This is a genomic window from Streptomyces koelreuteriae (assembly GCF_018604545.1).
Lineage (GTDB): Bacteria > Actinomycetota > Actinomycetes > Streptomycetales > Streptomycetaceae > Streptomyces > Streptomyces koelreuteriae.
In genome coordinates, this window is the sequence record NZ_CP075896.1 from 5319897 (window position 1) to 5333840 (window position 13944).

Here is a 13944-nt window from a genome sequence, read left to right on the forward strand (position 1 = left end):
TGCGGGGGCGTGGGGGCTTGTCGCGCAGTTCCCCGCGCCCCTGAAAAGAAAGCCTCTACTCAACCGTCACCGACTTGGCCAGGTTGCGGGGCTTGTCGATGTCCCTGCCCAGAGCCAAGGCCGTGTGGTACGCCAGGAGTTGGAGGGGGATGCCCATCAGGATCGGGTCGAGTTCGTCCTCGTTCTTCGGGACGACGATCGTCTCGTCGGCCTTCTCCTGGTGCTGGTGGGCGACCGCGAGGATCTTGCCGCTGCGGGCCTTGATCTCCTCCAGGGCGGCGCGGTTCTTCTCCAGCAGGTCGTCGTCGGGGACGATCGCGACCGTGGGGAGGGCCGGCTCGATCAGGGCCAGCGGGCCGTGCTTGAGCTCGGAGGCGGGGTAGGCCTCGGCGTGGATGTAGGAGACCTCCTTGAGCTTCAGGGAGGCCTCGCGGGCCACCGGGTAGCCCCGGACGCGGCCGATGAAGAGCATCGAGCGGGCCTCGGCGAACTGCAGGGCCAGCTTCTTGACGTCCTCCTCGTGCTCCATGATCTCGGCGATCTGGGCGGGCAGCTTGCGCAGGCCCGCGATGATCCGCTTGCCGTCGCGGACCGAGAGGTCACGGGTGCGGCCCAGGTGGAGGGCGAGCAGGGCGAAGGCGACCGTGGTGTTGGTGAAGCACTTGGTGGAGACCACGCAGACCTCCGGCCCGGCGTGCACGTAGATGCCGCCGTCGGCCTCGCGGGCGATCGCCGAGCCGACCACGTTCACCACGCCCAGGACGCGTGCGCCCTTGCGCTTGAGCTCCTGCACGGCGGCGAGGACGTCGTAGGTCTCGCCGGACTGGGAGACCGCGACGTAGAGGGTGTCGGGGTCGACGACCGCGTTGCGGTAGCGGAACTCGGAGGCGGGCTCGGCGTCGGCGGGGATGCGGGCCAGTTCCTCGATCATCTGGGCGCCGATCTGGCCCGCGTGGTACGAGGTGCCGCAGCCGAGGATCTTCACGCGGCGGATCCGGCGGGCCTCGCGGGCGTCCAGGTTGAGGCCGCCCAGGTGCACGGTGGAGAAGCGGTCGTCGATGCGGCCGCGCAGCACGCGGTCCACGGCGTCGGCCTGCTCGTGGATCTCCTTGTGCATGTAGGTGTCGTGGCCGCCCATGTCGTAGGAGGCGGCCTCCCACTCGACGGTGGTGGGCTCGGCCGTGGTGCGGGTGCCCTCGGTGGTGTAGGTGCGGAAGTCGTCGGCCTTGAGGGTGGCCATCTCGCCGTCGTCCAGGGTGACGATCTGGCGGGTGTGGGCGACCAGCGCGGCGATGTCCGAGGCGACGAACATCTCCTTCTCGCCGATGCCGAGGACGACCGGGGAGCCGTTGCGGGCGACGACGATCCGGTCGGGGAAGTCGGCGTGCATGACGGCGATGCCGTAGGTGCCCTCGATGAGCCGGAGGGTCTCGCGGACCTTGTCCTCCAGCTTGGTCGCCTGCGAGCGGGCGATGAGGTGGGTGAGGACCTCGGTGTCGGTCTCGGAGAGGAACTCGACGCCGTCCGCCTCCAGCTTGCGGCGCAGGTCGGAGGCGTTGTCGATGATGCCGTTGTGGACGACGGCGACCTTGCCCTCGGCGTCCAGGTGCGGGTGGGCGTTGACGTCGGAGGGGGCGCCGTGGGTGGCCCAGCGGGTGTGGGCGATGCCGGTGGTGCCCTTGAAGCGGGCCGGGACCTTGGCCTCCAGGTCGCGCACGCGGCCCTTGGCCTTGACCATCTTCAGGCCGGAGGTCTTCGGGGACGTGACGACGATGCCCGCGGAGTCGTAGCCGCGGTACTCCAGGCGCTGCAGACCCTCCAGCAGGAGGGGAGCGACGTCACGCTTTCCGATGTAACCGACGATTCCGCACATGTATACGTATTCCTAGCCGTAGACGATGCGCCGAAGCTGCCGGAGCGAGAGTTCCGGCGGGGCCACCGCGCGATATTTCAGGTCCGCCTCGATCCGTTCGAAGATCGCCGTGTTCACCAGGCCCTGGGCCTGGAGCTCACGGTGGCGGCGACGGACGTACTCCTCGGTCGTCTCGTCGAAGTACGCGAGCACGTCCTGGATCACCCGCAGTGCCTCGCCCCGGCTGAGGGGGCTGGACCGCGTCAGATGATCAACGAGTTCGTCGTGCACTCGCTAGATCCTGAGGCACCGGCGACGCTTGCGCAAGAAATCTGCCCGGTTTCGGGCAGATGAGTGTTGGAACACTTATGGGACGCCCATGGGGGTCTGATGGGTGATTGTTCCCCGGGCGGATGTGTCGGGCGAGCAATTTGTGGCGCCATGGACATTCCTCGTATGGGCGTACCCGAGCGGCTCGCCGAGCGCATGAGCATGGCCGAGCAGCACGAGTACCTGCGCGCCAGATTCTCCCGGCGCACGATGATCAGAGGCGGGGCCGTCACACTCGGCGCCGTCGCGGGTGGCGCCTTCGTTCCGGGTGCCACCGCCCAGGCGGCCGTGCCGACCGCCCGCACCGCTCCCGCGACCGAGAGCGTCGACGGCGCGTTCGTCGCCCCCTTCGGCCGGCACCTCGCCTACGGCGCCGACCCGCGCACCGAGATGACCGTCTCCTGGCAGGTCCCGGTCGCCGTCAAGAAGCCGTTCATCCGGATCGGCGCCCACCCCACGGACCTCTCCCGGAAGATCGACGCCGAGGTCCGCACCCTCTTCACGCCCGCCGGGGTCGGCGCCAGCGGCGACCACACCCAGTACTACGTGCACGCCGAGCTGACGCGTCTGCGCCCGGGCCGGACCTACTACTACGGCGTCGGCCACCAGGGCTTCGACCCGGCCGCACCGCACCTGCTGGGCACCCTCGGCACCTTCACCACCGCCCCCGCGCACAAGGCGCCGTTCACCTTCACGGCCTTCGGCGACGAGGGCGTCAGCTACCACGGCCTCGCCAACAACAGCCTGCTGCTCGGCCAGAACCCGGCCTTCCATCTGCACGCCGGTGACATCGCCTACGCGGACCCGTCCGGCTCGGGCCAGACCTCCGACACCGGCTTCGACTCGCGGATCTGGGACCAGTTCCTCGCCCAGACCGAGTCCGTCGCCAAGTCCGTCCCGTGGATGCCCGCCTACGGCAACCACGACATGGAGGCCTGGTACTCGCCCAACGGCTACGGCGGCGAGGAGGCCCGCTGGAACCTCCCGGGCAACGGCCCCGACAAGAAGAACCTGCCGGGCGTCTACACCTTCGTCCACGGCAACACGGCGGTCATCTCGCTCGACGCCAACGACATCTCCTTCGAGATCCCGGCCAACCTCGGCATCTCCGGCGGCACCCAGACCAAGTGGCTGGAAGCCCAGCTGAAGAGGTACCGGGCGTCGAAGGACGTCGACTTCATCGTGATCTTCTTCCACCACTGCGCCTACTGCACCTCCACCTCGCACGCCTCCGAGGGCGGGGTCCGGCAGGAGTGGGTGCCGCTGTTCGAGAAGTACACGGTCGACCTCGTCATCAACGGCCACAACCACCAGTACGAGCGCACGGACGTCATCAAGGGGAACAAGGTCGCCAAGAAGCTGCCGATCGGCGGCACGGCCTACCCCGAGACCGACGGCGTCGTGTACGTGACGGCCGGTGCGGCGGGCCGCAGCCTCTACGCGTTCAGCGCGCCGCTGTCGTACGAGGGCAACGAGCAGGACGTGGACTCCGTGGCCTCGTTCGTCAATCTCAAGGGCGGCAAGCAGAACGAGACCGTCGCCTGGTCCCGGGTGCGCTACCTCGACTACTCCTTCCTGCGTGTGGACGTCACCCCCGCGCCGAAGGGGCGGACGGCCACGCTGAAGGTGCGCGGGATCGCCGAGAGCGGGGAGCAGGTGGACCACTTCACGGTGGCCCGCCGCGCGAAGTAGCGCGCCCCGGGGAGGTGTTCCGGCCTGCCCGGGGTGTCACATGCGCTTGAGGACGGCCTGCTTGGCGAGCGCGAACTCGTCGTCCGTCAGGACGCCCGAGCGGTGCAGTTCGCCGAGCTCGCGCAGGCGGCGCAGCAGGGCGTCGTGGTCGTCCTCGGCGGGCGCGACCGGGAGAGAAGGCGTTTCCGGTCGCGCGGCCGGTACGTCGGCGGTGGCCCCGGCCGGGTGCGGAAGCCTGGCCTGGACCGCCGCCGCGACCAGGGCCATCAGCGGGTCCTTCTTGAAGCCCCACAGCTCCACGGCGTTGGGGTCGTACTTGGGCGGGGCCTTGGTGGGGGCGCCCCGCACGGTGAAGCGGATGTAGCCGTTCTCCAGGCCGGCCGCCGGCTGCCACTCCACGCCCGTGATGTCGCCGAGGGCGAGCGTGCGGGCGCCGGCGGCGGCCTTGGCGTCCTCCGTCTTCCAGTTCCACTCCAGGCGTATGCGCTCGCCGTCGAAGCCGGCCGTGCCGTCCCCGGCGGAGACCGACAGGGGGACGGCGGGACCCGGCAGCAGGTACGCGGTCACCGGGTCGGCCGGCACCTGGTCCAGGAGCAGCGCGTTCCGCACCTCGTCCGTGACGTACTCGGCGACCCCGTAGCGGTCGGACTCGACGAGCAGCTGGTACGGGTCATGGGGCTCGGTGAGCCGCCCGCCGGTCGCGTGCAGCAGGGGATCGGCGCCGTCGCGCAGGCGCAGCCGCAGCCGTCCGCCCTTCTTGCCCTGCTCGAACGAGATCCCCGCCAACGCCCCCAGCGGGACCACCAGTTCACCCAGCTCCCTGCGCAGCAGACTGACGTTCTTGTCCCGCCCGGGGGTCAGCCGCAGCGCGTCGCCGTCGAAGGCCCAGGTGCCGTCCTTCTGGATGATTTCCACCATGGGGTGGATTGTTCCACCCGTCTCACGAGAGAGTGGTCCAGACCTCTTAGGGCTCAATGGCTCGATGAAGGGACGGTTCAGTGAGAACGCTTCGCCTTCTCGGTTCCCTGCTGCTCGTCGCGATGGGTGTCTCCGTGACCGGAGCCGCCCCCGCACCGGCGGCCTCGCCCACCCCGCTCGACCGTGTGATCCCCGCGCCCGCCTCGGTCACGCCGAGCGGGGCCGTCTACCGGATCACTCGCGGTACGCACATCCGCGTCGACGATTCCCGCGAGGCCCGCCGCGTCGGCGAGTACCTCGCGGAGATCCTCCGCCCCTCCACCGGATACCAGCTGCCAGTCAGCACGCAGGGATCCGGGGGTATCCGACTGCGGCTTGTCAAAGGGTCGTTCGGTAGTGAGGGTTACCGCCTCGACAGCGGCAGCAAGGGCGTCACCATCACCGCGGCGAAGCCCGCCGGGCTCTTCCACGGCGTGCAGACCCTGCGCCAGCTCCTCCCGGCGGCCGTCGAGAAGGACTCCGTCCAGCCCGGCCCCTGGCTGGTCGCGGGCGGCACCGTCACGGACTCCCCGCGCTACGGCTGGCGCGGCGCCATGCTGGATGTCTCCCGGCACTTCTTCACCGTCGACCAGGTCAAGCGCTACATCGACCAGTTGGCCCTCTACAAGATCAACAAGCTGCATCTGCATCTCAGCGACGACCAGGGCTGGCGGATCGCCATCGACTCCTGGCCTCGGCTGGCCACGTACGGCGGTTCTACGGAGGTCGGCGGCGGGCCCGGCGGCTTCTACACCAAGGCCGACTACAAGGAGATCGTCCGGTACGCGTCCTCCCGCTACCTTGAGGTCGTCCCCGAGATAGACATGCCCGGCCACACCAACGCGGCGCTCGCCTCCTACGCCGAGCTGAACTGCGACGGTGTCGCTCCGCCGCTCTACACCGGGACCGAGGTCGGGTTCAGTTCGCTGTGCGTCGGCAAGGAGATCACGTACGACTTCGTCGATGACGTGGTGCGGGAGCTCGCGGCGCTGACTCCGGGCAGGTACCTGCACATCGGGGGCGACGAGGCGCACTCCACGAGCCATGAGGACTATGTGGCGTTCATGGACCGGGTGCAGCCGGTTGTCGCGAAGTACGGGAAGACGGTCGTCGGGTGGCATCAGCTGACCGGGGCGACGCCTGCGAAGGGGGCTCTCGCGCAGTACTGGGGGCTCGACAGTACGAGTGCGGAGGAGAAGGCGCGGGTGGTGAAGGCCGCGCAGGGTGGGACCGGGGTGATTCTGTCGCCTGCCGACCGGGTGTATCTCGACATGAAGTACACGAAGGAGACGCCGTTGGGGCTGTCGTGGGCGGGGTATGTCGAGGTGCGGCGGTCTTATGACTGGGATCCCGGGGCGTATTTGCCGGGGGTGCCGGGTGGTGCGGTGAAGGGGGTTGAGGCGCCGATGTGGTCGGAGACGCTGGAGAACTCCCGGCATATCGAGTTCATGGCGTTTCCGCGGTTGCCTGGGGTTGCGGAGTTGGGGTGGTCTTCGGCGGGGGCGCTTGACTGGGAGCGGTACAAGGTGAGGCTTGCTGCGCAGGCTGAGCGGTGGGATGCCCTGGGGATGGAGTGGTATCGGTCGCCGCAGGTTCCGTGGAGTGGGCAGTGATTTGTCTGCGGGTGCGTGGGGGCTGGTCGCGCAGTTCCCCGCGCCCCTAAAAGCCAAAAGCCAAATGACGGGCACCCCGGAGGACCGTACTCCGGGGTGCCCGTCTGCTTTGGGGGTCAGTAGTTCGTGATGGGGTTCTTGAGGGTGCCGATCAGTTGGAGGGCGCCGGACGGGTCCGAGAGGTCCACCATCTGTTCGTTGTTGCGGAGTTGGAGGCGGTTGAGGCAGGAGAGGGAGAACTCGGGGGCGAACATGTCGTACTGCTTGAACTTGTCGGCCAGTTCCGGCATCGACTCCTGGTAGGCGCGGGTGACCTCGGCGACCGTGCGCCAGAAGTCGTCCTCCTCCAGGATTCCCTCGGTGGCGAGGTTCGCCGCGAGGAAGCGGAAGAAGCAGTCGAAGACGTCCGTGAAGATCGACAGGATCTTCTTGTCCTCCGGGACCTCCACGCGCAGCCGCTCGACCGTCGGCGGCAGCACCGCGTCCGGGTCCATGACGGCGATCTCCTCGGCGATGTCCTTGTAGATCGCGCGCTGCACGACCCCGTCCTCCAGCACGAGGATGACGTTCTCGCCGTGCGGCATGAAGACCAGGTCGTAGGCGTAGAAGCTGTGGAGGAGGGGCGTGAAGTACGCCGTGAGGTAGCGGCGCAGCCACTCCGTGGGGGCGAGGCCCGACTGCTCGATGAGCGCCGCCGCGACCGAGGCACCCTCGTGGTCGACGTGGACCAGGGACGCCATCGTGGCCAGCGACTCGCCCTCCTGGAGCGAGGGCACCGGGCTCTCCCGCCACAGCGCGGCGAGCATCTTGCGGTACGGCGAGTAGCGGTCGGTCGCCTGCTCGTACTCCAGGTGCCGGTAGCCGACCGCCGCCCGCTCCTTGATGATCGACAGGCCGGTGGACTTCAGCACCGGGTCGCCCTCGATGAGCTGCGCCAGCCAGTCGTTGATCGCCGGCGTGGCCTCCATGTAGGCGGCCGACAGACCGCGCATGAAGCCCATGTTGATGACCGACAGCGCGGTTTTGACGTAGTGCTTCTCCGGGCTCGTCTTGTTGAAGAAGGTCCGGATGGACTGCTGGGCCAGGTACTCGTCGTCGCCCTCGCCCAGGCACACCAGGTGGCCGCGGGCGACCTCGGCGGCGAAGGTGACGGCGAGCTTGTTCCACCACTGCCAGGGGTGGACCGGGATGAACAGGAAGTCCTCGGGGTCCTTGCCCTGGTCGCGCAGGACACCGCGGAAGCGCTCGACGGTCTCCTCGCCCAGCTCCTCGCGCAGGAACGACTCGTACTCGATGCCGACACCGGCCGTGAACGCCGCCCGCGAGCGGTGCGCCGCGAGCCAGACCAGCCGGACCGGGTTCGCCGTCTCCGGGGCGTACGACAGGTACTCGTGGATGCCGAAGCCGAGCCGCCCGTTGTTGGCGACGAAGCAGGGGTGGCCCTCGGTCATGCCGGTCTCGATGGCCTGGAAGTCGCCGCGTGCCAGCTCGGCCGCCGTGATTTTCGGCTTGGTGAGCTTGTAGCAGGTGCCGGACAGGGTGGAGGAGATCTCCTCCAGGTAGACCGGCAGGATCTGCTCGCTGAGGCCCAGGGTGTCCTTCATTTCGATGAAGAAGTCCAGGGCCGCAAGCGGAAGCTCGGCGCCGTCCCGGTGCCGGGTGATCGAATCGGCGTCCACCTGCCAGTGGTCCAGGGCCCGGCGGGCGGCCGAGAAGCGGTACTGGGTCAGGCCGTCGTCGCTGCGGACGACGTACTCCTCCCCGTCCGCCTCGGGGGTGATGAGCCGTTCGTGCGCGAACTCGGCGAGGGCTTTGCGGATCAGCAGGCGGTTGGCCTGGTCCCAGCGCTCGGGGGACAGGTGCGCCACGGCGTCGGACAGGGTCATATCGCCACTCCTCGGGCCGCCAGGTACTGGTCACGCGTGCAGAAGCTCAGCAGCGCGCGCTTCTCCGGCTTGTCGATCTCGCGCTCGGGCACGAAGCCGACGGCCTCGTTGAGCGCATGTACTGCCTTGTTGCTGACATCGGGCTCCACCACGACCCGGCGGGTGCGCGGGTCGGCGAACAGCTCGTCCATCACGGCGGTGATGACGGCCTTGGTGAAGCCGTGGATCGGCCGGTCGGTCGGCGCGACCAGGAAGTGCATGCCGACATCGCCGGGCTCCGGGTCGTACAGGCCTTCCAGCTCGACGTACCGGGGGTCGTACGACTCCATCAGGAACGCCGGGCGGCCCTCGTGCAGGCCGAGGTACGCGTGGTGGTACTCGTGCGCCGAGATGCGCATGTACTCGCGCTCGACGTCCTGGAGTTTCGCGTCCTGCATCATCCAGTAGGACGCCTTGGGGTGCGTGACCCAGGAGTGCAGCAGCTCGGCGTCCTTCAGGGGGTCGAGCGCGCGGACGGTCAGGGTGCCTATGCCGGTCGGGGCGCTCATACCGCGAACTCCTGGAAGGCGATGGTCTTCTCGACCGGGTAGTACTCGCTGCCCAGCAGCTCCCGGATGATGTACGCGTTCCGGTACGGGCCCATGCCCAGGTCGGGGCTGGTGATGCTGTGGGTGTGGACGCCGGCGTTCTGCAGGAAGATGCCCCGGCCGGTGACGTCGACGGCGTAGTTGCGGGCGACGTCGAAGTTGCCCTGGGAGTCGTAGACCAGGCGGTCCTTGACGGGCGCGAGGAACTCCGGCTCGGCGTACTTGTAGCCGGTGGCCAGCACCAGGCCCTCGGAGTCCAGCGCGAAGTCCTTGCCCTGCTCCTCCTGGCGGAAGCCCAGCGTGTACGTGCCGTTCTCGTACGCCGCGCTGTTCAGCGAGGCGTTGGTGATCAGCCGGGTGGGGACCGGGCCGCCGAGGTTCTTCTGGTAGAGCAGGTCGAAGATCTCGTTGATCAGGTCGCCGTCGATGCCCTTGAACAGGCCCTTCTGCTCGGCCGTGAGGCGGTAGCGGGTGGCCTCGGGCAGCTCGCGGAAGTAGTCGACGTACTCCGGGGACGTCATCTCCAGCGTGAGCTTGGTGTACTCCAGCGGGAAGAAGCGCGGGGAGCGGGTGACCCAGTTCAGCCGGTAGCCGTGGACGTCGATCTCGCTGAGCAGGTCGTAGTAGATCTCGGCGGCCGACTGGCCCGAGCCGACCAGGGTGATCGAGTCCTTCTTCTGCAGCTCCGCCTTGTGGCTCAGATAGCGGGAGTTGTGCAGGAAGTCGCCGCCCAGGTCCTGGCAGGCCTCGGGGATGAAGGGCGGGGTGCCCGTGCCGAGGACGAGCCGGCGGGCGCGGTAGACGTCTCCGGCCTCGGTGTGCACGACGTAGACGTCGTCCTCGTAGCGGACCTCCGTCACCGTCGTGTTGAACCGGATGCTGCTCAGCTTGTTCGCGGCCCAGCGGCAGTAGTCGTCGTACTCGACGCGCAGCGGGTAGAAGTTCTCCCGGATGTAGAACGAGTACAGCCGGCCCTTCTCCTTCAGGTAGTTCAGGAAGGAGTACGGGGACGTCGGGTCGGCGAGGGTGACCAGGTCCGACATGAACGGGGTCTGGAGGTGGGCGCCGTCGAGGAACATGCCCGCGTGCCACTCGAAGTCGGGCTTCGACTCCAGGAAGACGCCGTCGAGTGCGTCGATGGGTTCGGTCAGGCAGGCCAGGCCGAGGTTGAAGGGGCCGAGCCCGATGCCCACGAAGTCATGAGTCGCAGGAGAAGGGGCCGGGTTTTCAGGACGCGCGGTCAAGGGACTCTCCCAGGTACTGCTCGGCATGGCCGGCGATCAGATCGAGGACGGCGGCGATGTCGGACGCCTGCGTCTCGGGGTTGAGCAGGGTGAACTTCAGGTAGTGGCGGCCGCCGACCTTGGTGCCCGCGACGATGGCGTCACCGGAGGCGAACAGGGCCTTGCGGGCGTAGAGGTTGGCGCGGTCGATCTCGGCCGGGTCGGTCACGGCCGCCGGGATGTAGCGGAAGACCAGGGTGGACAGGCTCGGCTCCACGACCACGTCGTAGCGCGGGTCGGCGGCGAGCAGCTTCCAGCCCTCCCGGGCCAGTTCGCACACCTCGTCGAAGAGCTGCCCGATGCCGTCGGCGCCCATGGTCCGCAGGGTCATCCAGAGCTTGAGGGCGTCGAAGCGGCGGGTGGTCTGCAGGGACTTGTCCACCTGGTTGGGGATACGTTCCTGCACCATGCGGCGCGGGTTCAGGTACTCCGCGTGGTAGGTGGCGTGCCGGAGGGTGGCCGCGTCCCGGACGAGCACGGCGGAGGAACTCACCGGCTGGAAGAAGGACTTGTGGTAGTCCACGGTGACCGAGTCGGCGCGCTCGATGCCGTCGATGCGGTCCCGGTGCTTCACGGAGGCGAGCAGACCGCAGCCGTAGGCGGCGTCGACGTGCATCCAGGTTCCGAACTGCTCGCACAGCTCGGCGATCTCGGGCAGCGGGTCGATGGAGCCGAAGTCGGTGGTGCCGGCGGTGGCGACGACGGCCATCGGGACGAGGCCGGCCTCCTTGCAGCGCTCCAGCTCACGGGCGAGGGCGACGGTCTGCATACGCTTGTCGTGGTCGACGGGTATGGAGACCACGGCGTCCTGGCCGAGGCCGAGCAGCTTCGCGGACTTCTTCACGCTGAAGTGGCTGACCTCGGAGGCGAAGATGCGCAGTTTGGCGAGGCTGTCGCTCTTGGCCTCCTCACGGGCGAGCAGCAGCGCCTGGAGGTTGGACTGGGAGCCGCCGGAGGTGAACACGCCGTCGGCGGCGGGGCCGAGGCCGATGCGCTCGTTCGTCCAGTCGATCAGTTTCCGCTCGATGAGCGTGCCGCCGGCCGACTGGTCCCAGGTGTCCAGGGAGGAGTTGACGGCGGAGAGGACCGCCTCGCCGAGCACGGCCGGGATGACGACCGGGCAGTTGAGGTGGGCGAGGTAGCGGGGGTGGTGGAAGTAGATCGCGTCCCGGAGGTAGACGTCCTCCAGTTCGTCGAGCACCGCGGTCGTGTCGTGCAGCGGCTGGTCGAGGTCGATCTCGTCGATGCGGGGGGAGAGGGCGTCGACGCTGACGCCGGTGAAGGGCCGGTCGGTGGCGGCGAGTTTGGCGGCCACCCGCTCGACTCCGTCGGTCACGGAGCGGCGGTACTGCTCCGCGGTGGTGTCGTTGAGCAGGTGCGAGCGCATGTGGGGGTCCTCCGGTGGGGACAGTCCGGTCGGGACGTGGGTGGGCTGAGCCGCGGGGTTGAACTTAGGTAAGCCTAACCTAAGTTGCGTGGGGGGAGGGCTTGCTCTGCCGTGACTGTGGTCACGCGTGGGTCATGGGCGGCTGTCGGTCAGCTTTCCGCGCGTAGCTGCTCCTCACTCACGCCGCGGCGCCAGTAGCCGACGAACGTCACCCGGCGGCGGTCGATCCCGCGCTCCCGTACGAAGTGCCGGCGCAGCTGCTTCACACAGCCGGACTCGCCGGCGATCCAGACGTACGGCCTCTCGGCGGGCGGGAGTTGGGCGTCGCGGAGGGTGTCGAGGACCATGGGGGAGCCCTCGATGGTCTGGGGGGTCCGGGGGGTCCGGGGGGTCTCGGGGGACTGGCTCTTGACGAGCCAGGTGATCTCGACGTCGGCCGCGGTCACCAGGTCCTGGATGTCCCCGGCGTGCGGGACCTCCAGCCAGACCCGGGCGCGGGTGCCGGCCGGCAGCGCCTCGACGATGGCCGAGGCGGCCGGTACGGCGGTCTCGTCGCCCCAGACGACCACGAGGTCGGTGTCCTCGGGCGGCCGGAAGCGGATCGCCCGGTTGTCGGCGACGGCCGGCCCGAGCAGCAGGACCCGGTCCCCGGCGGCGGCCCGGTCGGCCCAGCGGGAGGCGGGACCGGCCTGGACGGAGGCGCCCGGCTCGATGCCGTGCAGGGCGAAGTCGATGTCGATCTCGTCCGGGTCGCGGCGCAGCGCGCGCAGGGTGTACGAGCGCATCACGGCGCGTACGTCGTCGGGCAGTTCGCGCCAGCCCTGCCACCAGCCGTCCCCGAGCTCGAGCGGTACGACCGGCTCGGGCTGCCCGGGGTGCGGCAGGAACAGCGACAGCGACTGGTCACGTCCGTCGGAGTGGAACGCGTGCAGATCCGGCCCACCGAAGGTGACCCGGACCAGAGACGGACCGAGCCGCCTCGTCCGCACGACCTGGAGTGAGAAGAAACGGAAGGGGGCGGCCACGGCGGTGGTCATGGGGGGCTCCTGAGTTTTCGTCAGGGGGTGGGGCGGCGTGCCTCAGGGGCGCGGGGAACTGCGCGATCAGCCACATGCGGCCCGCAGCCGCCGTCGTCGCGCAGACCCCACGGCGCTGAGCTCCTAGCTGACCTTCTTCGCGCTCTCGATGGCCTTCGCCAGGTTCTCCACCAACGGCACACACTTGTCGTACGACAGAATCGGCTCGGCCGACCGCGAGATGACCTGCTTGGCCTTCACCGCCGGCAGCTTCTTCCACGTCGCCTCGGAGATGTCCGCCGGCTGGATCGCCGAGGACCGGTCGTCCATCATGATGACGTCCGCCGCGTACTTGTCGACGTTCTCCCAGCTCAGGGACTCGAACCAGCCGCCACCCTGCGCCTTGGCCTTCTCCGGCGGCTCGACGAAGTTCACGCCGAGGGACTTGAAGTACTCCAGGTCGACGGAGAGGTTCGTGCCGGAGACGTAGAACAGCTCCTGGCTCGCGGAACCGACCAGCACCTTGATGTCGGGGTGCGCCTTGGCGGCCTTGCGCAGCCGCTCGGAGGCCTCCTCGAACCGCTTCTTGGCGTCGGTCGCCTTCGCGGACTTCATGTCGCCGCCGAGGGACTCGGCCAGCTCCCACATGCGCTGCAGCGGCTCGGTGAGCTGACGGTCGTAGACGGATATGCCGACGCTCGGGGCGAGCTTGGCGATCTTGTCCTTCGAGGCCTCCGGGACGTACCAGAGGGTGCCGGCGTCGTCGAACATGGTGCTGATCAGCACGTCGGGGGCGAGCGCGGCGTACTTCTCGACGCTGAACTGGTCCCAGGCGTTGCCGAGGATGGTCACCTTGCTGATGTCCATGTCGCCGGCCTGGACGTCGGGCTTGCCGTCCTTCGTCTTGGTCGGGCCGAAGACGCCCTTGACGGAGACGCCGTAGTCGTACAGGGCGGCGGCGACGCCGGTGAAGGCGACGATGTTCGCGGGGGTCTTCTTCAGCTGCACGCTCTTGCCGCGGTCGTCCTTGAAGGACCAGGGGCCGGACTTGCCGCCCGATGCCGCGTTCGAGTCGCCGTCCTTGGAGTCTCCACTGCCGCAGGCGGTCACGAGGGCGCCGAGTCCGAGGGCACCCCCGGCGGCGAGGATGCCGCGACGGGAGAAGCGGGCGGTTCTGGCGTTCGACATGGCTGGGTCTGCTTTCGTGCGTACGGAGCCATTGCGGGCACGGCTGACAGCCGCTTGGCTGGAATCAAGCTTAGGCTAGCCTAACCTCAGCCAGTGTCCAGGGGCCCCTGGGGTGTGTGCCCGAAGGCAGGGGCGGGGACACGTAGCCGTGCG

At 68.8% G+C, this 13944-nt stretch carries 11 protein-coding genes; 2 read left to right on the top strand and 9 right to left on the bottom strand.

Annotation, left to right across the window (positions count from 1 at the left end; translation table 11 throughout):
- Positions 1-55 precede the first annotated feature (55 nt).
- Complete coding sequence (gene glmS, locus KJK29_RS24065) at positions 56-1873, bottom strand: glutamine--fructose-6-phosphate transaminase (isomerizing) (RefSeq protein WP_215121199.1); 1818 nt, start codon at positions 1871-1873, stop codon at positions 56-58.
- Positions 1874-1885: 12 nt separating this feature from the next.
- Positions 1886-2143: a hypothetical protein gene (locus KJK29_RS24070; RefSeq protein WP_184592987.1), complete on the bottom strand. Its 258-nt coding sequence runs from the start codon at positions 2141-2143 to the stop codon at positions 1886-1888.
- A gap of 165 nt (positions 2144-2308) precedes the next feature.
- Between KJK29_RS24070 and KJK29_RS24075 the strand changes: the two genes are divergently transcribed.
- Entirely contained in the window at positions 2309-3874 is a 1566-nt protein-coding gene (locus KJK29_RS24075) for a purple acid phosphatase family protein (RefSeq protein WP_215121200.1), read from the top strand.
- Positions 3875-3910: 36 nt separating this feature from the next.
- Here the strand turns inward: KJK29_RS24075 and KJK29_RS24080 are convergent, their stop codons facing one another.
- The gene (locus tag KJK29_RS24080) at positions 3911-4792 is read right to left on the bottom strand and encodes a DUF4429 domain-containing protein (protein ID WP_215121201.1); all 882 of its coding nucleotides are present in this window, start codon (positions 4790-4792) and stop codon (positions 3911-3913) included.
- 122 nt (positions 4793-4914) lie between these two features.
- Here KJK29_RS24080 and KJK29_RS24085 point away from each other — a divergent pair, with 122 nt between their 5' ends.
- Positions 4915-6444, top strand: a complete 1530-nt coding sequence (locus tag KJK29_RS24085; RefSeq protein ID WP_251058130.1) for a beta-N-acetylhexosaminidase — start codon at positions 4915-4917, stop codon at positions 6442-6444.
- Positions 6445-6560: 116 nt separating this feature from the next.
- Here the strand turns inward: KJK29_RS24085 and KJK29_RS24090 are convergent, their stop codons facing one another.
- From KJK29_RS24090 to KJK29_RS24115, 6 genes are all read right to left on the bottom strand, one after another.
- Positions 6561-8330: an IucA/IucC family protein gene (locus KJK29_RS24090; RefSeq protein ID WP_215121203.1), complete on the bottom strand. Its 1770-nt coding sequence runs from the start codon at positions 8328-8330 to the stop codon at positions 6561-6563.
- A complete protein-coding gene (locus tag KJK29_RS24095) occupies positions 8327-8878 on the bottom strand; it encodes a GNAT family N-acetyltransferase (RefSeq protein ID WP_215121204.1) in 552 nt (183 codons plus the stop codon). The genes KJK29_RS24090 and KJK29_RS24095 overlap by 4 nt, the downstream gene beginning before the upstream one ends.
- Complete coding sequence (locus KJK29_RS24100; protein WP_215121205.1) at positions 8875-10161, bottom strand: lysine N(6)-hydroxylase/L-ornithine N(5)-oxygenase family protein; 1287 nt, start codon at positions 10159-10161, stop codon at positions 8875-8877. Before KJK29_RS24100 ends, KJK29_RS24095 begins: the two co-directional genes overlap by 4 nt.
- A complete protein-coding gene (gene desA, locus KJK29_RS24105) occupies positions 10145-11587 on the bottom strand; it encodes a lysine decarboxylase DesA (protein ID WP_215121206.1) in 1443 nt (480 codons plus the stop codon). The genes KJK29_RS24100 and desA overlap by 17 nt, the downstream gene beginning before the upstream one ends.
- A gap of 149 nt (positions 11588-11736) precedes the next feature.
- Entirely contained in the window at positions 11737-12624 is an 888-nt protein-coding gene (locus KJK29_RS24110; RefSeq protein WP_215121207.1) for a siderophore-interacting protein, read from the bottom strand.
- Positions 12625-12747: 123 nt separating this feature from the next.
- Positions 12748-13791, bottom strand: coding sequence for an ABC transporter substrate-binding protein (locus KJK29_RS24115; protein ID WP_215121208.1), 1044 nt, complete (start codon positions 13789-13791; stop codon positions 12748-12750).
- Positions 13792-13944: the final 153 nt, after the last annotated feature.

Excerpts from the sequence above, each read along its gene's own strand:
- KJK29_RS24085 (WP_251058130.1), top strand. The coding sequence starts at position 4,915 with ATGGGTGTCTCCGTGACCGGAGCCGCCCCCGCACCGGCGGCCTCGCCC.
- glmS (WP_215121199.1), bottom strand. The coding sequence starts at position 1,873 with ATGTGCGGAATCGTCGGTTACATCGGAAAGCGTGACGTCGCTCCCCTC.
- KJK29_RS24115 (WP_215121208.1), bottom strand. The coding sequence starts at position 13,791 with ATGTCGAACGCCAGAACCGCCCGCTTCTCCCGTCGCGGCATCCTCGCC.
- KJK29_RS24110 (WP_215121207.1), bottom strand. The coding sequence starts at position 12,624 with ATGACCACCGCCGTGGCCGCCCCCTTCCGTTTCTTCTCACTCCAGGTC.
- KJK29_RS24075 (WP_215121200.1), top strand. The coding sequence starts at position 2,309 with ATGGGCGTACCCGAGCGGCTCGCCGAGCGCATGAGCATGGCCGAGCAG.
- KJK29_RS24090 (WP_215121203.1), bottom strand. The coding sequence starts at position 8,330 with ATGACCCTGTCCGACGCCGTGGCGCACCTGTCCCCCGAGCGCTGGGAC.
- KJK29_RS24080 (WP_215121201.1), bottom strand. The coding sequence starts at position 4,792 with ATGGTGGAAATCATCCAGAAGGACGGCACCTGGGCCTTCGACGGCGAC.
- KJK29_RS24095 (WP_215121204.1), bottom strand. The coding sequence starts at position 8,878 with ATGAGCGCCCCGACCGGCATAGGCACCCTGACCGTCCGCGCGCTCGAC.
- desA (WP_215121206.1), bottom strand. The coding sequence starts at position 11,587 with ATGCGCTCGCACCTGCTCAACGACACCACCGCGGAGCAGTACCGCCGC.